This is a genomic window from Brachybacterium alimentarium, assembly GCF_002332425.1.
Classification (GTDB): Bacteria; Actinomycetota; Actinomycetes; order Actinomycetales; family Dermabacteraceae; genus Brachybacterium; species Brachybacterium alimentarium.
Map to the genome: position 1 here is coordinate 12896 of NZ_NRGS01000020.1, position 20784 is coordinate 33679.

Annotated in this window: 19 protein-coding genes; 8 read left to right on the forward strand and 11 right to left on the reverse strand. The window is 69.4% G+C overall.

Features of this window, described 5'->3' with window-relative positions; genetic code table 11:
- The first annotated feature begins 1 nt into the window (after position 1).
- From CIK71_RS12005 to CIK71_RS12020, 4 genes are read left to right on the forward strand one after another with little or no spacing between them, the layout of a single operon-like run.
- Complete coding sequence (locus tag CIK71_RS12005) at positions 2–931, forward strand: ABC transporter permease (protein WP_096165919.1); 930 nt, start codon at positions 2–4, stop codon at positions 929–931.
- Positions 928–2049, forward strand: coding sequence for an ABC transporter ATP-binding protein (locus CIK71_RS12010; RefSeq protein ID WP_096165920.1), 1122 nt, complete (start codon positions 928–930; stop codon positions 2047–2049). Before CIK71_RS12005 ends, CIK71_RS12010 begins: the two co-directional genes overlap by 4 nt.
- Positions 2046–3149, forward strand: a complete 1104-nt coding sequence (locus CIK71_RS12015; RefSeq protein WP_245857533.1) for an ABC transporter ATP-binding protein — start codon at positions 2046–2048, stop codon at positions 3147–3149. Before CIK71_RS12010 ends, CIK71_RS12015 begins: the two co-directional genes overlap by 4 nt.
- Positions 3150–3199: 50 nt before the next feature.
- Positions 3200–4957, forward strand: a complete 1758-nt coding sequence (locus tag CIK71_RS12020; RefSeq protein WP_096165921.1) for an ABC transporter substrate-binding protein — start codon at positions 3200–3202, stop codon at positions 4955–4957.
- A gap of 203 nt (positions 4958–5160) precedes the next feature.
- Here CIK71_RS12020 and CIK71_RS12025 read toward each other — a convergent pair whose 3' ends face one another.
- The 4 genes from CIK71_RS12025 to pheS all read right to left on the reverse strand — a co-directional run bounded on the left by CIK71_RS12025 (position 5161) and on the right by pheS (position 11060).
- On the reverse strand, positions 5161–6072 hold the full coding sequence (locus CIK71_RS12025; protein WP_096165922.1) for an endo-beta-N-acetylglucosaminidase H: 912 nt from the start codon (positions 6070–6072) through the stop codon (positions 5161–5163).
- Positions 6073–6155: 83 nt separating this feature from the next.
- On the reverse strand, positions 6156–7271 hold the full coding sequence (locus CIK71_RS12030; RefSeq protein WP_096165923.1) for a family 20 glycosylhydrolase: 1116 nt from the start codon (positions 7269–7271) through the stop codon (positions 6156–6158).
- A gap of 71 nt (positions 7272–7342) precedes the next feature.
- Positions 7343–9952, reverse strand: a complete 2610-nt coding sequence (gene pheT, locus CIK71_RS12035) for a phenylalanine--tRNA ligase subunit beta (RefSeq protein ID WP_096165924.1) — start codon at positions 9950–9952, stop codon at positions 7343–7345.
- Between the two features lies 1 nt (position 9953).
- Positions 9954–11060 carry a phenylalanine--tRNA ligase subunit alpha gene (pheS, locus tag CIK71_RS12040; protein ID WP_096165925.1) on the reverse strand — a complete coding sequence of 369 codons (1107 nt, stop codon included), beginning with the start codon at positions 11058–11060 and terminating at the stop codon, positions 9954–9956.
- 270 nt (positions 11061–11330) lie between these two features.
- Between pheS and CIK71_RS12045 the strand changes: the two genes are divergently transcribed.
- Positions 11331–12431 (forward strand): S-(hydroxymethyl)mycothiol dehydrogenase, encoded by a 1101-nt coding sequence (locus CIK71_RS12045; protein ID WP_096165926.1) that lies wholly within the window; start codon positions 11331–11333, stop codon positions 12429–12431.
- Positions 12428–13048 (forward strand): MBL fold metallo-hydrolase, encoded by a 621-nt coding sequence (locus CIK71_RS12050; RefSeq protein WP_096165927.1) that lies wholly within the window; start codon positions 12428–12430, stop codon positions 13046–13048. Before CIK71_RS12045 ends, CIK71_RS12050 begins: the two co-directional genes overlap by 4 nt.
- A gap of 169 nt (positions 13049–13217) precedes the next feature.
- Here CIK71_RS12050 and CIK71_RS12055 read toward each other — a convergent pair whose 3' ends face one another.
- The 5 genes from CIK71_RS12055 to infC are packed head-to-tail and all read right to left on the reverse strand — an operon-like array spanning position 13218 to position 17596.
- The gene (locus tag CIK71_RS12055; RefSeq protein WP_096165928.1) at positions 13218–15392 is read right to left on the reverse strand and encodes a bifunctional copper resistance protein CopD/cytochrome c oxidase assembly protein; all 2175 of its coding nucleotides are present in this window, start codon (positions 15390–15392) and stop codon (positions 13218–13220) included.
- Positions 15389–16291, reverse strand: coding sequence for a TrmH family RNA methyltransferase (locus CIK71_RS12060; protein ID WP_096165929.1), 903 nt, complete (start codon positions 16289–16291; stop codon positions 15389–15391). Before CIK71_RS12060 ends, CIK71_RS12055 begins: the two co-directional genes overlap by 4 nt.
- Positions 16292–16310: 19 nt before the next feature.
- Entirely contained in the window at positions 16311–16691 is a 381-nt protein-coding gene (gene rplT / locus CIK71_RS12065) for a 50S ribosomal protein L20 (protein WP_096165930.1), read from the reverse strand.
- A gap of 58 nt (positions 16692–16749) precedes the next feature.
- Positions 16750–16944 carry a 50S ribosomal protein L35 gene (gene rpmI, locus CIK71_RS12070; protein WP_096165931.1) on the reverse strand — a complete coding sequence of 65 codons (195 nt, stop codon included), beginning with the start codon at positions 16942–16944 and terminating at the stop codon, positions 16750–16752.
- A 25-nt stretch (positions 16945–16969) separates the two neighbouring features.
- Positions 16970–17596, reverse strand: coding sequence for a translation initiation factor IF-3 (gene infC, locus CIK71_RS12075; RefSeq protein ID WP_096165932.1), 627 nt, complete (start codon positions 17594–17596; stop codon positions 16970–16972).
- A gap of 415 nt (positions 17597–18011) precedes the next feature.
- Here infC and CIK71_RS12080 point away from each other — a divergent pair, with 415 nt between their 5' ends.
- A complete protein-coding gene (locus CIK71_RS12080) occupies positions 18012–18323 on the forward strand; it encodes a hypothetical protein (protein ID WP_096165933.1) in 312 nt (103 codons plus the stop codon).
- A gap of 125 nt (positions 18324–18448) precedes the next feature.
- Entirely contained in the window at positions 18449–18823 is a 375-nt protein-coding gene (locus CIK71_RS12085) for a DUF1844 domain-containing protein (protein ID WP_096165934.1), read from the forward strand.
- A gap of 245 nt (positions 18824–19068) precedes the next feature.
- Here the strand turns inward: CIK71_RS12085 and CIK71_RS12090 are convergent, their stop codons facing one another.
- Entirely contained in the window at positions 19069–19938 is an 870-nt protein-coding gene (locus CIK71_RS12090; protein WP_096165935.1) for an SseB family protein, read from the reverse strand.
- 58 nt (positions 19939–19996) lie between these two features.
- Positions 19997–20731, reverse strand: coding sequence for a bifunctional 1-(5-phosphoribosyl)-5-((5-phosphoribosylamino)methylideneamino)imidazole-4-carboxamide isomerase/phosphoribosylanthranilate isomerase PriA (priA, locus tag CIK71_RS12095; RefSeq protein WP_096165936.1), 735 nt, complete (start codon positions 20729–20731; stop codon positions 19997–19999).
- Positions 20732–20784 lie beyond the last annotated feature (53 nt).

The following is a 20784-nucleotide window of genomic DNA, read 5'->3' on the forward strand; positions in this document are numbered from 1 at the left end:
GATGCTCAAGCGCTTCCTCCTGATCGGGAAGGTCCAGATCGGCCTGGCAATCATCGGCATGTTCACGCTGGCTGCCGTCTTCGGACCGTGGTTCAGCCGCACAGTGCTGGAGATGACGCCCCAGCAGGTCGACTACATGAACCTGACCGGCAGCCCACCGGACGCGGAGCATTGGCTCGGCACCACGAGCCAAGGCCAGGACGTCCTGGCCTGGATGCTCCATGGCACGCGCACCTCGATGCTGGTGGGGTTCGCCTCGGCGATCATCGGGACCGTCCTCACGGTCGTGATCGGCGCATGGGCCGGCTTCTCCGGCGGTTTCGTGGATCGGTTCCTCAACGGCACCATCCTCGTGTTCGGCAACTTCCCGACCTTCGCGCTGCTGTTCATCGTCGCCGCCGCCTTCCAGAACGCCAACTGGCTGCTGGTCTCGATCGTCATCGGCGGTATCGAGTGGGCAGGCGGAGCACGTCAGATCCGCGCCCAGACGATGAGTCTGCGAGGGCGCGATTTCACCACCGCCCTGCGCACCGTCGGCGAGTCCCGCGCCAGGATCATCCTCGTCGAGGTGATGCCCCATCTGCTCGGGGTCATCTCCCCGATGTTCCTCGGCCTGATCGCCGCGGGCGTCAACCAGCAGGCGGCGCTGGCGTTCCTGGGGATCGGGAATCCGTCCGAGCCCTCGTGGGGCCTGATGATCAACTGGGCGATGACGCAGAACGCCCTCTTCCGAGGCCTGTGGTGGTGGTTCATCCCGCCCGGCCTCGCACTGTGCCTCATCGGCTTCGCCACCACGATGGTGAACTTCGGGCTCGATGAGATCACCAACCCGACCCTGTCCAGCAAGCGCATGAAGCTGATGCGCATCTTCCTGCGGGAGAAGGCTCGATCCACGAGCTCGCACAGCCAGAAGGAGCTGACCGCGTCATGACCCTCACCACCGTTCCGCAGCATCTGGAGACGGAAGCGGAGATCATCTCCCGCCTCGAGGACTCTCCCGTGCTCCTCGACGTCCGTGGGCTGTGCGTCGACTACGTGACCGAGGCGGGGAACATCCGCGCATGCGACGACGTCGATCTCACCCTCCGCCGAGGCGAGATCCTCGGTGTGGCGGGTGAGTCCGCGAGCGGGAAGTCCACCCTGCTCAACGCACTCGGCCGGCTGCAGCGGATGCCGGCTGCGACCAGCGCCGGCGAGATCAGATTCCATCCCACCGATGGCACCGAGCCCGTCGATCTCGTCGGCCTCACCGAGGACGAGCTGGCCGCCTACCGCTGGACGAAGATCTCTGTCGTCATGCAGTCCGCCATGGCCAGCCTCAATCCCGTGATCCGCCTCGGCGAACAGTTCACGGACGTCATCCGCACCCACAATCCGCGAATCCGGCAGGCGGAAGCGCGCGCGCAAGCCGCCGAGCTTCTCACCATGGTGGGGATCAGCGCCGACCGGCTGACCGCCTTTCCCTTCCAGCTCTCCGGAGGGATGCAGCAGCGGGCCCTGATCGCGCTCTCCCTCGCCTGCGATCCGGATCTGGTCCTGATGGACGAGCCCACCACCGCGGTCGACGTGGTCATGCAGAGACAGATCCTCGACCAGGTGCTCGCCGCGCAGGAGCGGCTGGGCTTCGCCGTCGTGTTCGTGACCCACGATCTCTCGCTGCTCCTGGAGATCTCCGATCGCATCGCCATCATGTACGGGGGCAAAGTCGTCGAGGTCGGCACCGCAGCACGTCTGCACAGCACCGCGAAGCATCCATACACTCGCGCGCTGCGCAATGCGTTCCCGCCCCTGTCCGAACCGGTGCGTCGTCTCTCCGGCATCCCCGGGTCCCCACCGGATCTCCTGGATCTGCCTCCTGGCTGCTCCTTCGCACCGAGATGTGCTGCCGCGATGCCCATCTGCCACCAGCGGGTCCCCGAGCTCCGGGACATCGACCAGGGTCGCAGCGCCTGCTTCCTCACCAATGGTGAGCTCAGCGAACAGGAGCTGGCGGTTCAGCAGCACCCGCCCCTCAACGGCGGGCACGACGAGGAGGGCGAGGCCCTGTGAACACCTCCGACCTGCACGCGCACCCGTCCAGCGAGAAGGTGCCGCAGCCCGAGAACCCCCGCGAGGCCCGCTCCTCGCCGAGCCGAGAGGCCGTTCCCGTCCTCGAGGCACGGGACGTCCACGTCCACTTCACCGGGACCGACAGCGCCGGCCGCCCCGTGACGATCCGCGCCCTGGACGGCGTCGACCTCACCCTGCACCGGGGACAGATCTCTGCTCTGGTCGGCGAGTCCGGATCCGGAAAGACCACGATCGCGCGGATCTTCGCACTGATCCACAAACCGACCTCCGGCGAGATCCTGCTCGACGGAAAGCCGATCCGGGTGCGTGGCGGGCGGGCGGAGCGCGCCTACTACCGTCACGTCCAGCTGATCTACCAGGACCCCTTCGCGTCGTTGAACGGTCTGAAGAAGATCCGGTCCATCGTCTCCCGCGTCGTGAAGATCCACTTCCCCCGGCTGGGGCGGGCACGCATACTCGAACGCACGGAGCAGCTGCTCGAGAAGGCGAACATGACGCCGTCCGCTCGCTACATCGACCGGTACCCCACCGATCTCTCCGGGGGCCAGAGGCAGCGAGTCGCCATCGCCCGAGCGCTGGCCGTCGATCCCGCCGTCCTGCTCGCTGACGAACCCACGTCCATGCTGGATGCCTCCATCCGCCTCGATGTCCTGAACCTGCTCGGTGACCTGCGCCGGTCCGAGAACGTCGCGGTCCTCTACATCACGCACGACATCGCGAGCGCGCGGTATCTCTCGGACCGGATCCACGTCATGTACGGCGGCAAGGTCGTCGAGGCCGGGCCCACCGAGAGCATCATCTCGGCTCCCGTCCACCCCTATACGCAGCTCCTCCTCGGCGCGGCTCCGGATCCTGCTCGATACAAGGGATCCGGCAAACCGACCCACGAGCGGATCCTCGATGCCCGACCCGTCGACAACAGCTCCGACATCACGGGATGTCGGTTCGCGGACAGATGTCCTGTGGCGATGCCGAAATGCACCACCGAGGACCTCCCCCTGTTCCGCAGCACCGAGAACGACCACACGGTCCAGTGCTGGCAGGCGGAGAGCACCTCGGAGTACGAGCGGCTGTCGTGACCACAGACCCCGGGTTCCCCCGGTTACTGCAACGAAGGAGTAGTAGTTCCATGTCACCACGATCGACCCCTTTCGCCGTGAACCGGCGTTCCCTCTTCGGCCTGGGTGCCACCGCACTCACCGCGACGACCCTGGCAGCCTGCGGCGGCTCCGGAACCTCGAGTGGCGGCGACTCCGATGTCGCCGGTGGCTCCGGGCCCCGTTCCACCGAAGGGACCATCGACAATGACGGCATCCTGCGAGTGGGGGCCGTGGTCGGGACCTCGAACGTCTTCCCCGAGAACTTCAATGTCTTCGGCGGAGGCGACTCGGCGCCGGGGAACGCTCTGTTCTGGGAGACGCTGTTCCGCATCTCGTCGACCGACGGTTCCGCTCTGGTGCCGAACCTGGGCAAGAGCTTCGAGTACACCGAAGGGGGAACGGTATGCACCTACATCCTGCGTGACGACGTGACCTGGAACGATGGTGAGAAGTTCACGTCCAAGGACGTCGCTTTCACCTACGGTTTCGTGCTGGAGGACCCATCCACAGAGCCGGATGAGCAGGGGAACCTGCCGTTCCTCGCCAAGGCGATCGAGACGCCCGATGAGATGACCGTCGTCGTCACCTACAACGAGCCGCAGTACACCGAGGATCTTCCGCTCTCGCTGTACTTCCCGATCTTCCCCGAGCACATCTACAGAGATCTCGATCGGGAGAACTATCAGGACAAGGACCCGGTCGGGACCGGTCCGGGCGTGCTGAAGAATTTCGCCGGCCAGCAGATCGAGATCGCGATCCGGGACGACTACTGGGGAGAGATCAATCCCGACCTCGCCGAGGTGCACCTGGTCCCTGCGGGAACCGCAGGCAATATCGAATCTCAGATCACGCAGGGAGACGTCGACTGGGCCCAGGGCGGAGCACCCGGTGTGGTCTCGAACTTCGTGACGATGGAGGAGCACAACGGGTACTTCTACTATCCGGACGGCTCGACCCGCGGAATCATCATGGCCACCCACAAGGGACCCACTCAGGATCCGGCTGTCCGCCGCGCCCTGCGGGCCGGCGCGGACATGGGGATCGTCGCTGAAGCCGCCGGCATCGCATACACGGTCCCCTCGATCACCGGTCTGGACACCGGAATCTACGAGACGATGCTCAAGGACGAGTTCAAGGCCCCGATGACGCCCGATGTCGATGCCGCGAAGAAGGAGCTGGCCGACGCCGGCTGGACCGTCAACGACAACGGCAACCTCGAGAAGGATGGCGAGGAGTTCCCGCTGAAGCTCCACATCCAGAACGACAACCCTGCCGAGATGACGACGATGCCGATCATCGTGGATCAGTGGTTGAAGAACCTCGGTCTGGACATCGCCTTCACGCCGCTTCCTCCTGATGTGTTCGGGCCCGCCCAGGCGAAGGGCGATTACGAGCTCTCGCTGTGGACCACCAACGCCGCCGGGGGCGCATTCCAGGCCTTCACGATGTACAAGCGCTCGAAGATCTTCGAGGTCGGGGACGACACCGCCGATGGCAACTACGGACGATGGGAGATGCCGGACGAAGCGGAGGAGGCGATCGTGGCGATCACCACGACACCGCCGGACGATGTCGACGCGATCATCGGATACTGCCAGGTGCTGCAGCAGGCCGTCGCGGACGACGCACCGTACATTCCGGTGCAGTCCAACGGCGCAGGCGGGATGTTCACGACGAAGAAGTGGTCGGGGCTGAAAGAAGCCACCGAGATCGACTACTTCCCCCGCGTGGACGGATACAACAACATGATCCGCACCGTGTCGGACGCCGCGCCCACGGCACCCTGAGCGACGCGAGTTCGCCTCCCGGCGATCGGCCCCGCCCTCCACGGGGTGCGGGGCCGATCTCGGCGCGACGATTCACGCCGGCGCGACCGGGCCGCGGTGTGCCGGCACGTCTCATCCCCGCCCCACCACCCTGCGCAGGTGGCGTGCCCCGGGCTGCTCAGCCGACGTGCGCCGGACTGTTCAGGTGGCGTGCGCCGGACTGTTCAGCCGACGTGCGCCGGACTGCCGTAGAGCGGCTCGGTGAACGCTGAGACGAGCTCGGACTGGTCGCCGTCCTGCAGCTCGTAGGTCACGAAAGCGCCGTAGCCGCCCTCCGCCGTCCTGGTGGCGAGATCTCGGACGAGTTCCGGCGTGGGCTCCCCCTCGGGGCCCAGGTCCACGGCTGCGGCCCCATACCTCGACCGGGGCAGACCGGGCACCTCGAAGTCCTGGAACGTCCCGTAGTAGGGGTTCCACGCATAGTCGAGCATGTCCCCCACCCGATGGCCGTGATGCACCGTGTTCTCAGCGGCAGGGCCGATCACGTAGAAGGTGATCAGTGAGGCGGGCATGCGTGCCCGCATCGCCTGCACGAGGTGGACGAACGAGTGGGCGTTCGGCTGGCCCGTCCCGTTCTCTCCGTACTCCACCCACTCGTCGTCGAGATCGACGCCGTCGAGACCGTAGCGTCGAACGGCTGCCGCCACCTGCTGGGCGAAGCGATCGGCGGCGTGCCGGTCCGGGAAATTCGCGAAACCCGCTCCCTGGTGGTTGCCGAGGATGGAGAGGGTGACCTTGATGCCCATCTCCTGGAGCGGACGCACCATCGTGTCGGCGTTGTCCAGCACGTGCTGGACGCTCTCGTTGAAGGACAGGTAGGCGTTCTCCCCGTCGTAGTTGATGTTCGCCGCGAAGATCACGGCGATGTCGAAGGCTGCAGTCCCGTCGTCGAGCGTGTACTCGCCCACGTTGAGCAGCGAATTCTCGTTGACCTCGATATAGGCGATGGAGGTCGTGCGTCCCGGGTCCTTGAAGCGAGCCGCCTGCGCTGTCTCGGCGAGAGCTCCCGTGCCGAAGCCTGCGAGAGCGAGGCCGCCCGCTCCCGCGAGCATCCTTCTGCGGGTGATGGTTGCCATGGGGTCTCCTCCGGTTCGATGATCGGTCAGTGCCCGACGGGCAGGGCGTCTGCGCCCGCTGTGACCCTAACTACTTAACCGGATTAGTGCCAGGTCTGGACCGGGTGCCGTTCCGCTCCCATCACTCGTGCGAACGGCACCAGCCAGGTGTCGAGGAGCTCGAACATCTCAGCTTCCGCCAGGGCATCAGGGCTGTCGCACCACACGGACATGGATGCGCCGAGGACGGTGTCGGGAACTCCGGCGGGCACCTCCGGCACATCGTGATGGAGGTTCTGCGCGGCGAGACCCATGAAACGGCGAGGGGCGAACGCGGATTCGAGGAGCCCGAATCGTCGTCGGCCGTGGGGCTCGGGGACCCCGTCCGCGGAGAGCACGAAATACAGCAGGTCCCCGTTCGAGTTCACCAGGCGATAGCCGGAGTCAAGGTAGTCCTGCGCCGACGGCGTCCACTCCCGCCAGCGGATCCACACGTCGAGCACCACGTCGGTCCGGATCGGCACCAGCGGCCCGTCTGCTGCCGGGACGACGTGGTCGTTCCAGAGCATCGGGACTCGGTCCTGTTCGAGCGCCCAGGCCGCGAGAACATTCATGAACAGGGCGAAGGAGTCCATCGCCGTGGCATCGGGGCCGATCTCGGTGCGGGCATGCTCCACCAGGGCCGGGAAGCGCTCGGGGTCTCGAGCATCGTCGTCCTCCCAGGGCGCACCGAAGAACTCGTCTCCGCCGAGATGGATCGCGTCTCCGGGGAACAGCGCGGAGGCCGCCTCGAGCAGTCCGAGTGCGAAGGTGAGCGCCTCGGGCTGCGAGATGTCCAGCCTGTCTTCGTGCACGACGCCGTGGCGGTCCACGAGCCGCAGATGCTCACGCCCGACGAGGAGGGCTGCGGCATGGGAGGGCAGGTCGATCTCGGGCACCAGGGCGATGCCGGCCCTCTCCGCCGCCTCGACGATCCGGGCCGCATCGTCCGCGTCCCAGGCATCCTCCGCGGCGAGCTCCTCGAAGCCGGGCAGCCGCACCCCGACCCGGTGGGTCTCGGTGAGGTGCAGATGCAGGGCCGTGAACCCGAGTTCGCTGAGGCGATCGATGAGCCGCACGACGGCGCCGGCCGTGAAGGCCTTGCGTCCCACGTCGAGGCTGAGCCCGCGATAGCTCGCCGATCCGAGCCCGCTCGACGCCGTCGCCGTGGCGCTCGACACCGAACCTGCAGGACTCGACGCGGGCCGTCGATCCGTGAACGATCGACGACCCGTGCCAGGGCTCGCACCCCTCACGCCCGCAGGACTCCCCCTACGGCTGTGTCGACCGCAGCGATGCAGCGCGTGCGCGCCGCCCCGATCTGCTCGGCCGTGAGAGTGCCCTCGGCGGACCGGAGGCGGACCGCGAAGGCGAGCGACTTCTTGCCCTCGCCGATCTGCTCGCCGGTGAAGACGTCGAACAGGCGCACGGACTCGGCGAGATCGCCGACGCCCACCACGATCGCGGCCTCGACCGCTGCGGCGGGAACGTCCTCGTCGACCACGAAGGCGAAGTCCTCCTTGGCGACCGGGTAGGTCGGCACGGGCTCCGCCGCGACCACGGTCGGGGCGGAGTCGATGACAGCCTCGAGATCGAGCTCCAGGGCGCTGGTGCGCGCGGGCAGATCGAACTGGGCGACCACGGCCGGATGCAGCTCACCGGCATGGCCGACCACGGTGCTCGTGCCGTCGGCCGCGAGGACCCGCAGCTCGCCGGCGCGACCGGGGTGGAAGGGGGCGAGCTCGATCTGGCGCACCTCGAGCCGGGCGCCGACAGCGGCGGCCGCGCGACGAGCCAGGTCGAACGCGTCGGTCCAGCCCCACGGCGGGACCTCTCCCTGCCATGAGTCCGGCCCGGACGCTCCGCCCACGACGGCCGCCAGGGCGCGCGTCTGGACCGGCAGTGCGGACAGCGTGGCCTCGAGGTCCTCGTCGCTGGGACGCTGCGCGGCGGCGGGGACCCGCGCACGGGCGTTCTCGCCGCGCGAGATCGAGGTGGTGCCGAGCTGGAAGATCGCCACCGACTCCTCGCCGCGGCCGAGATTCCGCCGCGCCACCGGCAGGAGGGTCTGCAGGAGCGAGGAGCGCATCAGCGGTTCGTCGTCGGAGAGCGGGTTCAGCAGGCGCACCGCGTTGCGGCGACCGTCCTCGGCCTCGTAGTGCAGGGCGTCGAAGATGCCCTCGCCGACGAACGGGTAGGAGGTGACCTCGACGAGTCCGGCCTCGGCGAGCGCGCGGTTCGCCGCGCGCCGGGACTGCTGGGCGCGGGTGAGACCGCGGCCGCCGGGCGCCGTCGGCAGCACGGAGGGGATCTCCGCGTAGCCGACCAGGCGCGCGATCTCCTCGATCAGGTCTTCGCGGATGGCGAGATCCGGGCGCCAGCTCGGCGGGGTGACCGCGAGCGTGTCCTCGGGCCCGTCCTCGACCACGCAGCCGATCTTCTCGAGGCTCTCGCGCACCTGCTGCGGGGTGTAGGCGATGCCGACCACGCGCTCGGCGGCGCCGATCGGGAGCGAGATCGCGGTGCCCGTCCCGGCCGCCGGTGCCCCGCCCTCGTCAGTGATCCGCTCGGAGACCTGGCCGCCGCCGTATTCGGTGATGAGCTGCGCGGCGCGATAGGCGGCCACGCGCGGCAGGAGCGGATCGACCCCGCGCTCGAAGCGCTTGGAGGCCTCCGAGGGCAGGCGGTGACGGCGCGCGGAGCGGGCCACCGAGATCGAGTGGAAGGTGGCCGCCTCGAGCACGATGTTCGCGGTGGTCGCGGAGACCTCGGTGGACTCCCCGCCCATCACGCCGGCGATGCCGAGCACGCGGGCGCCCTCGCCTCCCTCGCTGTCGGTGATCAGCAGGTCCTCGGGGTCGAGCGTGCGTGTGACGTCGTCGAGGGTGGTGAGCTTCTCGCCCGGCGCGGCGCGGCGCACCACGATCGGGGCGACGACCCGGTCGGCGTCGTAGGCGTGCAGCGGCTGACCGAGGTCGAGCATCACGTAGTTGGTGACGTCGACGATCAGCGAGATCGGTCGCATGCCCGCGAGGGTCAGGCGTCGGGCCATCCAGCGCGGGGTCTGCGCCGACGGGTCCACGCCGTGCACCTCGAGGGCGACGAAGCGGGAGCAGCCCTCGACGTCGTGCAGCGGGGCGTCGTCATGCAGCTGCACGGCGACACCGCCGGCCTCGGCCGGCGGGACGTCGACGGTCGTGGCGGGGTCCGTGTAGGAGGCGCCGGTGGCGTGGGAGTACTCGCGGGCGACGCCGCGCATCGAGAAGCAGTACCCGCGGTCCGGGGTCACGTTGATCTCGACGACCTCGTCGGCGAGCCCCAGCAGAGCGATCGCGTCGTCGCCGGGCTCACCGGTCAGGCCCTCGGCGTGGCCGCGGCCCAGCACGATGATGCCGTCCTCGCCGGAGGGGTCCGGGCCCAGACCCAGCTCGTCGCCGGAGCAGATCATCCCGTCCGAGACGTGTCCGTAGGTCTTGCGGGCGGCGATCGCGAAGTCGCCGGGCAGCACGGTGCCGGGCAGGGAGACCACGACGAGGTCGCCCTCGACGAAGTTGTGCGCACCGCAGATGATGCCGCGGCTGGGACGTTCCTCGCCGGGCTGGGGGTCCTTGGGGTCGTCGGCGTCCTCGTTGTGCTCGGGGCCGACGTCCACACGCACCCAGTTGATGGTCTTGCCGTTCTTCTGCGGCTCCTTGACGAGCTCGAGCACGCGGCCGACGACGAGCGGGCCGGTCACCTGGGCGCCGAACAGCGCCTCCTCCTCAAGACCCACGCGGGAGAGGTCGGTGGCGACCTGCTGGGCGGAGGCGGCGGGAGCCAGAGCGGTGTGCTCGGCGAGCCAGGTCAGGGGAATGCGGGGCATCTCAGATCTCCGTACCGTAGTGCTGGGAGAAGCGCACGTCGCCCTCCACCATGTCGCGCATGTCCGCCACGCCGTTGCGGAGCATGAGAAGGCGCTCGATCCCGAGACCGAAGGCGAAGCCCTGGTACTGCTCGGGGTCCACCCCGGCCGCACGCAGCACGTTCGGGTGGACCATGCCGCAGCCGCCCATCTCGATCCAGCCGGTGCCGCCGCACACCCGGCAGTCCGGGTCCGCGTCGTGATCCAGGCCCAGCCGTGCCTCGCAGCGGAAGCAGCGGAAGTCCATCTCGGCGCTGGGCTCCGTGAACGGGAAGTGGTTCGGGCGCAGGCGCGTGATCGGCGCGCCGCCGAAGAGGTGGGCGGCGAAGGCGTCGAGGGTGCCCACGAGGTGCGCCATCGTGAGGTCCTTGTCGATCGCGAGGCCCTCGACCTGATGGAACATCGGCGAGTGCGTCGCGTCGATCTCATCGGCGCGGTAGACGGTTCCGGGACATGCCACGTACAGCGGGGCGCCGCGTTCGATCATCGCGCGGATCTGGACCGGGGAGGTCTGGGTGCGCAGCAGCATGCCGGAGCCCTCGGGGGCCACGTACAGGGTGTCCTGGAGGGAGCGGGAGGGGTGCTCCGGATCGGCGTTGAGCGCATCGAAGTTGAGCCAGGAGGATTCGATCTCCGGACCCTCGGCGATCTCCCAGCCGATCCCGACGAAGAAGTCGTTGATGCGATCGGTCAGGGTGGTCAGAGGATGCGTCGCGCCGCGGGGGCGCAGATCGGTGGGGAGGGTGACGTCGACGGTCTCCGCAGCGAGCGCGGCCTCCTCCTCGGCGGCGGCGAGCTCCTCCTGGCGGGCGGCGAGGGCCTTCTGCACCCGGCCCTTGCCCTGCCCCACGAGCTTGCCGGCGGTGGCCTTCTGCTCCTTGGGCAGATCCTTGATGGCGCGGTGGGCGGAGGTCAGCACGCTCGCGTCGCCCACGTGCTCGATCCGCACCCGCTTCAGCGCAGCGGTGTCGGGGGCAGCGGCGATCGCGGCGAGCGCGGCGTCGATCGCGGCGTCGATGCTCGCCTCGTCGATCGTGGGCGCCTCGGGCGCAGGGGATGTGTCGGACACGGGTATCGCTTTCGTCCTGAAGGGTGCGGAGAGGTGCGGAAGGTGCGTGGGCCGCCCGCACCGGAGCACGGGTACCGCGGTCCATTCTAGGAGGAATGCGCGGTCTGCCCCGCCAGGGCGGCGCATGCCACAGGTCCCAGGGCTCCGTGCGGCCTCGCCCGGTGGGAGACGTGCCGCTCCGAGGATCCCCGGAAAGGCGAGATCCGCACCGAAACCGCATAGCCTGGCCAGGACACTGTCTACCCTCGTCCTGAGGAAGAAGGAGGCCCCATGTCCACGACCGTCAAGGGCGTCGTCGCCCGCTCCGAGAAGGTGCCGGCCGAGCTGGTCGACATCGTGATCCCGGATCCCGGGCCGCACGACGTCATCGTCGACATCGAGGCCACCGGCGTGTGCCACACCGACCTCGCCTACCGCGACGGCGGCATCAACGACGAGTTCCCGTTCCTGCTGGGCCACGAATCCGCCGGTCGCGTCTCCGTGATCGGTGAGTCCGTCACCCACGTCGAGGTCGGCGACTACGTCGTGCTGAACTGGCGTGCCGTCTGCGGGGAGTGCCGCGCATGCAAGAAGGGTGTGCAGCAGTACTGCTTCGACACCCACAACGCCTCCCGACCCATGACCCTCACCGATGGCACGGAGCTCACCGCGGCTCTGGGCATCGGATCCTTCGCGGAGAAGACGCTGGTCCACGAGGGCCAGTGCACGAAGGTCTCCGAGGACGCCCCGGCCGAGGTCGCCGGGCTCCTGGGCTGCGGAGTGATGGCGGGCATCGGCGCCGCGATCAACACCGGTGCCGCGCAGCGCGGCGAGTCCGTCGCGGTGATCGGTCTGGGCGGCGTGGGCTGCGCGGCGATCGCCGGCGCGAAGCTCGCGGGCGCCACCACGATCATCGGCCTGGACGTCGACGAGAAGAAGCTCGCCGCCGCGAAGGAGCTGGGCGCCACCCACACGCTGGTCACCAAGGATCTCTCCCCGCAGCAGGTCGCGGAGAAGGTCCAGGAGCTCACCGACGGCAACGGCGCGGATCTCGTGGTCGACGCCGTCGGCATCCCGCAGACCTACGAGACCGCGTTCTACGCGCGCGATCTCGCCGGTCGCGTGGTCCTGGTGGGTGTCCCCCGCCCGGACGTGGAGATCACGCTGCCGCTGCTGGACGTCTTCGGCCGCGGCGGTTCCCTGAAGTCCTCCTGGTACGGGGACTGCCTGCCCGAGCGGGACTTCCCGTATCTCACGGACCTGTTCCTGCAGGGGCGTCTCCCCCTGGACCGTTTCGTGACCGGCCGTACCGATCTGGCCGGGGTGAACACGGCGCTGGATTCGCTCCATGAGGGCGACACCCTGCGCACCGTGGCGGAGGTGGCCCGATGAGCGCGCGTGTGGACCATGCCGTCACCGCAGGCACCTTCAGCCTGGACGGCGAGACCCATGAGGTCGAGAACAACGTGTGGGTGCTCGGCGACGACGAGCAGTGCGTCGTGTTCGATGCCCCGCACGATCTGACGACGGTCTCCGATCTCATCGGCGAGCGCGAGTGCGTGGGCATCCTGCTCACCCATGCGCACGACGACCATGTGCGGATGGCTCCGGAGCTCTCCGAGCACCTCGAGGCGCCGCTGCTGCTGAACCCCGCCGACCGCGAGGTCTGGCAGCTGACCCACGGTGATCTGCCCTGGGACGACGACGTGACCGATGGAGACATGTTCACCATCGCCGGCGTCGACATCGAGGCTCTGCACACCCCGGGCCACTCCCCCGGCTCGACCTGCTACTACGTCGAGGCGCTGGGTGCTCTGTTCAGCGGGGACACCCTGTTCCAGGGCGGCCCCGGGGCGACCGGGCGCTCGTTCTCCTCGCGGGAGACCATCGAGCAGTCCGTCAAGGAGCGTCTGTTCGCGCTGCCCGAGGACACCGTGGTGCATACCGGGCACGGCCCGGACACCACGATCGGCGCAGAGAAGGAGGCGGCTCGCGGCGACTGGCTGTGAGCACCTGTGAGCACGGCGAGGAGCACTGCGCTGTTCCTCCCCTGAGCCCCTGACCTCATCGGCGGCGGTCGCCTCTCGCGACCGCCGCCGATGTCGTTCCCGGCCGTGGTGCCGCTGCGCTCACGCGCCCGGCCGGCCGGGCCTTTCACGGGCCGGTTCTCGGTCCTGCTCACAGGCTCGGGCGACGTCCTTCGTCCGCGTCGGCCTCCGGGCTCGCGGGGGTGTCAGCGGCGTCGGCCCCGGGGTCAGTGGCGGTGTCGGTCCCGCAGCCAGTGGCGGCGGTCTCGATGCCGGGGCCAGCGTCGACGTCGAGGCGTGCACCGGTTGCATCGGTGGTATCGGCATCGACCGACGGAGCCGTCCCGGAGGGACCGTCCGCGGGATCCGTCGGCTCCTGGAGGCTCGCGAGATAGGCGTTGTACGCCTCGAGCTCCGCGCCGCCATCGCGTTCCGCCTTGCGGTCGAACTGGCGGGCCCGACGGTCCTCCGAGCGCATCCAGAGCACGGCGACGATGATCGCGTAGCCGACGGTGGGCACCTCGGAGATCGCCCACATGATCGTGCCGCCACGGGTCTGGATGACCTGGAGCTGCTCCTCGGTGTACATCCCCAGCTGGTGGTACCAGTCCGGGGCGATCAGCCAGGTCATCGACACCATCGCGACCCCGAAGAAGGCATGGAAGGCGAGTGTGACCAGCAGGGTGATCAGCTTCAGGATCGGGTTGATCGGCCTGGTGGTGGGATCGATGCCGATCAGGACCCAGGCGAACAGATATCCGGACGCCAGGAAGTGCACGGTCATCAGCACGTGCCCGAGGTGGGAGTACATCGCCGCCTCGAACAGCGGCGAGAAGTAGAAGACCACCAGGGAGCCGGCGAAGATCAGGCCCGCCAGGGGCGGCGAGGAGACGAACTCCGAGTAGCGGGAGTGCAGGGCCGCGAGGACCCATTCGCGGATGCCGCGGGAGCCGTCGGTGCGCGGTGCCACGGCTCGAGAGAGCAGGGTGACCGGGGCGCCCAGCACCCACAGCGGCGGCACGATCATCATCATCGCCATGTGCTGGATCATGTGCGCATCGAAGCGGAAGCGGCCCCAGGCCGCGGCACCACCGCTGAGCACCCAGGCGAAGGCCAGGCAGCCCGCCAGGAACGCGAGCGTGCGATGCCACTGCCAGGTGTCCCCGCGCCGGATGAGCCGGAACACACCGGTCAGGTAGATCGCCGCCATCGCCACGGCCAGCAGCAGAGCGATCCAGTCCGGCTGGATGACGGTGAACATCGTCCCCGGGCCGAACTCCTTCGCGGGCGGCAGGTAGCCCACCAGCGAAAGGGTCTTCAGATCCCCGACGGCGGGCACTTCCTGGGGCACCGGGGGCGCCGAGCGACCCAGCGCGATCGAGGCGCCGATGACCGCCGCCATCACGATGCCCTCGGTCGCCGCCAGGTGCCGGAAGCGGAGCCTCTCGCCGAGACGTCGACGCTGGGAGGCGCCCACGCCGGCGAGCACGACCAGGCCGACGGCCTTGACGAGCACGACGCGTCCGTAGCCCGTGGTGAGCAGGTCCCCCCACCCGGACAGGCGGATCACGGCGCTGAGGATCCCGCTGAGGGCGAGTGCCGTCACAGCGGCCAGCGCCCAGGGCGAGAAGCGACGCACGGTGGTGGCGAGCTGATCGTCGTCGAGGCGCGGAGCGATCAGGGCGATCACGAGCAGTCCGCCGGCCCAGACGGCGACGGCCACGAAGTGCAGGGCCATCGCGTTGACGGCGTTGGTGTGGTCCAGGCTCGCTCCGGCGTGCCCGGCCAGGCCGAGGGCTCCGACGCCGAGTCCGGCGAAGGCGAGGCCCCAGCAGGCGAGGGTCGTCGAGCGCGCGACGAGATAGAACAGTGCGGCGAGCCCTGCGGCGATGCCCACCGAGAGCTGCAGCTTGCCGAGATCAGTGCCCAGGGCGATGCTCCACAGGTCCATCCCCGAGCCGGCACCGGCGGCCTCGAGGCCGCTCAGCGGGATCTGTGTGAGGGCGGCGACCGCCCACAGCAGAGCGCCGGCTCCTCCGAGGCGGACCGTCCTGCGCCGGGCGGGATCCAGGCGTGTGACCTCGCGGCGGGACGGACCGGGCTGCAGGAGCACGGCGGTGCCGCCTGCACCGATGGCGAGCAGCAGCCCGAGATGGTGGAGGGCGCGGACGACGGGAAGGCCCCAGGTGACCAGTGGCGAGGCGGGCAGGAGCGTCGACGGCGCGGCAGCTCCGGTGGCGAACAGCCCGATCAGGGCCGACACGATCGTGAGGATGAGCAGCAGGGGCACGGCGAGAGCGCTGGCCCGCACGGCACGAGAGGTCATTCCCTCGCCTGCCTGCGCCGCAGGGTCTCGAACAGGCAGACCGTCGCAGCGGTGTGGACGTTCAGGGATTCCGCACGCCCGGCCAGGGGGATGCGCACCCCGAACGACGCCGCCTGCAGGGTGTGCTCGTCCAGCCCGTGCGCCTCGTTCCCGAAGATCCATGCCAGGCGTGGGGGGAGTTCGGCGGTGAACAGCTCGTCCTGCGCGTATCCACTGGTCGCCGCCGTGGCGATGTCCGCTGAGCCGAGAGTCTCGAGGACCTCGTCGATCTCGGCGCCGGTGACCACGGGGAGATGGAAGAGACTGCCGACGCCGGCGCGCACGGCCTTGGGCGCGTAGGGGTCTGCGCAGGTCCGGGTGAGCACGACGAGATCGGCTCCGGCAGCGTCCGCCGTGCGGATCAGTGTGCCCACATTGCCGGGATCCCGCACTTCGTGCAGGACGACGACGGTGACGGGCCCCTGCGTCGGCAGGGCCGCGATCGCCGCGGTCGCGGCCGACGACTGCTCTGCAGGGAGGCGGCCGAGCGCGAGAGCACCCTGAGGGTTCACCAGAGCGCCGCCGGGGTTCGAGGAGACGGGGCCTGCGCTGCTGGGGTCCTCGACGTCGTGCTCGCGCACCATGGCGCGGATGATCTGGTCCTCGACCTCGTGCACCGGAACGCCCGCCCCACGGGCCAGGTCGGCCAGCTCGGGATGGGCGGCGTCGGCGCGGGCGGTGACGAAGAGCTCGCGGGCGAGATCGGCCCGCTGGCTGAGCAGCGAACGGATCGACTGCGGGCCCTCGACGCGGAAGGACTGCTGCTTGCGACGCGCAGAGCGCCCGGCCAGCGCCGCCACCTTCCGCACCCGCTCGGAGCGGAGGGAGGTGATCGGAGACTGATCCGGGCGCTCGGTCATCGCGTGGTGAGGCGCGATGTCAGGCTGCCGGGGCGTTGACGTCCTCAGGGAGGGCGTTCTTCGCCACCTCGACGAGTGCGGCGAACGCCGGGGCGTCGTTGACCGCGAGCTCTGCGAGCATGCGACGGTCGACCTCGACACCCGCGAGACCGAGGCCCTGGATGAGACGGTTGTAGGTCATGCCGTTGGCGCGGGATGCGGCGTTGATGCGCTGGATCCACAGCTGACGGAAGTTGCCCTTGCGCTTCTTGCGGTCGCGGAAGTTGTAGGTCTGCGAGTGCAGCACCTGCTCCTTCGCCTTGCGGTAGAGACGCGAGCGCTGGCCGCTGTAGCCGCTGGCCTGCTCAAGGATTTCCCGACGCTTCTTATGGGCGTTGACCGCCCTCTTCACGCGTGCCACGTGATACTCCTTCGATCGTGAATTCAGGGGCGCGAGAGCTGGGCTCCCGCGTGGGCGATCAGCGGCCCAGAAGCTTCTTCATGCGCTTGACGTCGGCCTTGGCGACGCTGGTGTCGCTGCCGAGGCGGCGCTTGCGGGTGGAGGACTTGTGCTCCAGGAGGTGGCGAGCGTTCGCCTTCTCCCGCATGAGCTTGCCCGAGCCGGTCACGCGGATGCGCTTCTTGGTCCCCGAATGGGTCTTGTTCTTCGGCATGTTGCCTGTTCTCCTTCGTACGTTCTCAGGACTCGGAGCCGGGCTCGGCCTTGGCCTCGGGCTTGGACGCGTCGTCCTCACCACGGGCAGCAGCCTTCTCGGCGTCAGTCTTGCGCTTGCGGGCCTCGGCCATGGCCTGGGCCTTCTTCTTGTGCGGCCCGAAGACCATCACCATGTTGCGACCGTCCTGTCGCGGGTGCGACTCGACGAAGCCGTACTCGGCGACGTCCTCGGCCATGCGCTGCAGCAGCTTCACGCCGCGCTCGGGGCGCGACTGCTCACGACCACGGAATCGGATGATGACCTTGACCTTGTCGCCGCCGTCAAGGAACTTCTCAACATTGCGACGCTTCGTCTCATAGTCATGGACGTCGATCTTCAGGCCCATACGGATTTCCTTCTGGACCGTATTCGCCTGGTTCTTGCGCGCCTCACGGGCCTTCAGGTTGGCTTCGTACTTGTACTTGCCGTAATCCATGAGACGGGCGACCGGCGGGTTCGCGCCGGGCGCGACCTCGACGAGATCGAGATCGGCTTCCGCGGCGAGACGCAGTGCGTCCTCGACGCGGACCTCACCGACCTGCTCGCCGGCGGGCCCGACCAGAAGGACCTTGGGGACCCTGATCTGACCATTGATGCGCTGTTCGCTGATGTTGGCTCCTCACCTTGGTTCGAGTCGGACAAGACGAAAGGCCCCCGCTTCACGCGGAGGCCCCAAGGTGCGCGACGTCGAGACGTCGACCGGGCACTGCTGCCCGGAGACGGGCACGGATGCCCGGCTGCGATAATGACCCAGCGACGGTTCGTCCCGAGCCGAAGGGCTCAGGCGCGGATTGCCACGAGGTGGGAAGGGACTCCACTTGAGGAACGATGTGACGAGGGTTTCGACCTGTTCCGATCCCCTATCCTAGCAGGAGCGCTCGTGCAGTCCAGGTGATGTGCGTCGCGTCCGCACGCGTAGGAGCCGTGATGAGCGAGGAGTTCTGGTGGAGACCGAGCGCGAGACCCCCGGTGACCCAGGTCGTCCAGGCCGCTCGGGCCGGAGCACCGTGCCGGGCAGAGGGTCCATGATCGTCTCTGTCGTGGTGGTCGCGGTCCTGGTGCTCGTCGTCGCGATCGGCGGCAGCATCCTGGCGTACCGGGCGCTGGCCGCCGGGCCGGAGGATCCACAGCCCCCGACCTCCTCCGCCTCTCCCGCCGCCTACGCTGAGGGGCATCCCGGGGAGCAGGGCGTCGACCCTCACGATCTCTACGTTCTCGACGCCAGTGACGCCCCTGCCGCCCGTGACGTCCCGATCGGCTCGCATCCCGCCGGAAACCAGTTCGAGCGCTCCGCCGACCCCGGTTCCCGCCACGGGCCGCTGCCCATGGACGGATGACCCTGCGCAAACGGTGCGCCGCGCACCTGCCGCCGTGGGTCCTGCTGCGCTCCCCCGCCCCTGCCCGACGCACATCCCCCGGTCACCGCCGGTGACCGCTCTCCCGCACGACGAAGGACATCTCAGTGAACGACAACACGATTCCCAGCATCATCCCCGAGGGCGACGGATCCGCCGACGCCCTGCGCGACATCTCCGAGGTCGCCGCGGTCGAGATCATCACCTCGGCATGCGTGCACCTCATGAGCGCCGCCGCGGTGAAGGTGGGACTCGCCGAGGACGAGGAGTCCGGTCAATACCAGGACCTCGCCGAGGCCCGCAAGCTGATCATCTCGCTGGCCGGCCTCGTGACCGCCGCGTCCCCCGAGATCGGCGGAGAGCACGCGCGCTCCCTGCGTGACGGGCTGCGCTCGCTGCAGCTCGCCTTCGCCGAGGCGCTCCCCTACCCGGACGCCCCCGGCGAAGGCCCCGGCGAGAAGTACACCGGCCGGGTCTCCTGACCCGCCCCGCGCTCAGCGCCCGACCCGCGAAGGCGTCATGCACCAGGCCGTCCGGACATCCGGACGGCCTGGTCCTGTCTCGGATCGAGTTCGCCGCCTTGGGCCGAGCCGCACGACTGCGCAGATGCCCGGACGCGCGAAGGCCCGGACGCGCGTCGTCCTGACTGCGTGATCATGTGAGCGCTGCGCAGGCTGGTCACGCGAGCGCTGCGCGGGCGACAGCTCGGTGGCAGGCGATCAGGGGTTCAGGAACCCAGCACCATGCGCAGCGAGCTGATGCGCTCGGCGACGAGCTGCTCGTTGCCCAGACGGGCGGAGACCGCCTCGACCACCGTGCGCACCTGCTCCGCCGTGAGACCGGGACGCAACTGCAGGTGGAGGTCGACCTCGGAACGCTCCCCCGCCCGGGCGTCCAGTCCCGTGACCTCATCGGACGCCGCAGCGATGCGCTGCAGGACGTCGGCCAGCTCCGGATCCTCATGCGGCGGGATCCAGTCCCGTCCTTGGGCGAGCGCCCAGAGCACGGAGCGCGGCAGCAGGATCGGACCGCCGACATCGGCCGGGGTCGCCGCGTCCACGAGCAACGAGGTGCAGCCCTCCTGGACGGCGGCCTGGGCCGCCTGGGGCGCCACCACGGGCACGGGCCGGGCGTCGCGGCGCCAGTCGGCCAGCGCCTGGACCGAGGTGAAGACGGGCAGTACGCGGGAACCGTCCGGCGCGGTGATCGAGACCATCGCCATGTCGGCGCCGTTGTCCCCGGTGAGCCCGTGGGCGGTGGTCCCGGTCTCGGTGGCCACCGCCATGATCGGCACCAGCAGGCGGGTCGCGGCGAGGACCGCGACCAGGTCCTTCCGGTGCGGATCCTCTCCGGCGCGGTGGGCTGCGAGGGCTTCTGCGAGCGCGGCGGGGGTGGATCCCTCGTCCTGCGGGAAGGGGCTGACGGTGTAATCGCGCCCTTCCCAGGAGACGCCCGCCGTATCGGTCAGCGCGGACTTCTCGCGGAAATGGGCGGGCAGCGCCCGCCGGGCCTGCTCTCCGTGGTCCGCTGCGGAGTCCGCTCCGTCCTGGACCGCGTGCGCGTCCGCCGGACGGGTCGGGTCGTTCGCAGAAGTCATGGGATCAGCGTAGTTCGCTCCGACCCGCCCTGCCCGTCATGGCGGTGAGGGGTGGGCCTCAGGCGCGCCCCGCGACGTCCAGCGCCTCGCCCATCGTGAAGGCCTGGGCGTACAGGGCCTTGCCCACGATCGCACCCTCGACCCCGGCGGGGACCAGCTCGCGCAGGGCACGCAGGTCATCGAGCGACGAGATGCCGCCGGAGGCGACGACTGCCGCATCGGTGCGGGAGCACACATCACGCAGCAGGTCGACGTTGGGGCCGCGCAGGGTGCCGTCCTTGGTGACGTCGGTGACGACGTAGCGCTGGCAGCCGGCCTCGTCGAGGCGCTCGAGGGTCTCCCACAGGTCGCCGCCCTCGCGGGTCCAGCCACGTGCCGCGAGGGTGGTGCCACGCACGTCCAGGCCGACGGCGATGCGGTCGCCGTGCTCGGCGAGGACCTCTGCGGTCCATTCCGGGTTCTCGAGGGCGGCGGTGCCGAGGTTCACGCGGCGGCAGCCGGTGGCGAGCGCCGCGGCGAGGGACTCGTCGTCCCGGATGCCGCCGGACAGCTCGACATTCATATCGACGGCGGCGACCACCTCGGCGAGCAGTGCGGAGTTGCTGCCGCGCCCGAAAGCGGCGTCGAGGTCCACCAGGTGCAGCCAGCTCGCGCCGCCCTCCTGGAAGGTCAGCGCGGCGTCCAACGGGGCGCCGTAGGACGTCTCACTGCCGGCTTCGCCCTGCACGAGGCGCACGGCCTGGCCGGACTGCACATCGACGGCGGGGAGCAGCTCGAGGATCGGAGCGGTCATGGTTGCCTCCAGGGAAGGTGGGTCGGGGTCGAGACCCGCAGGGACTCGAGAGA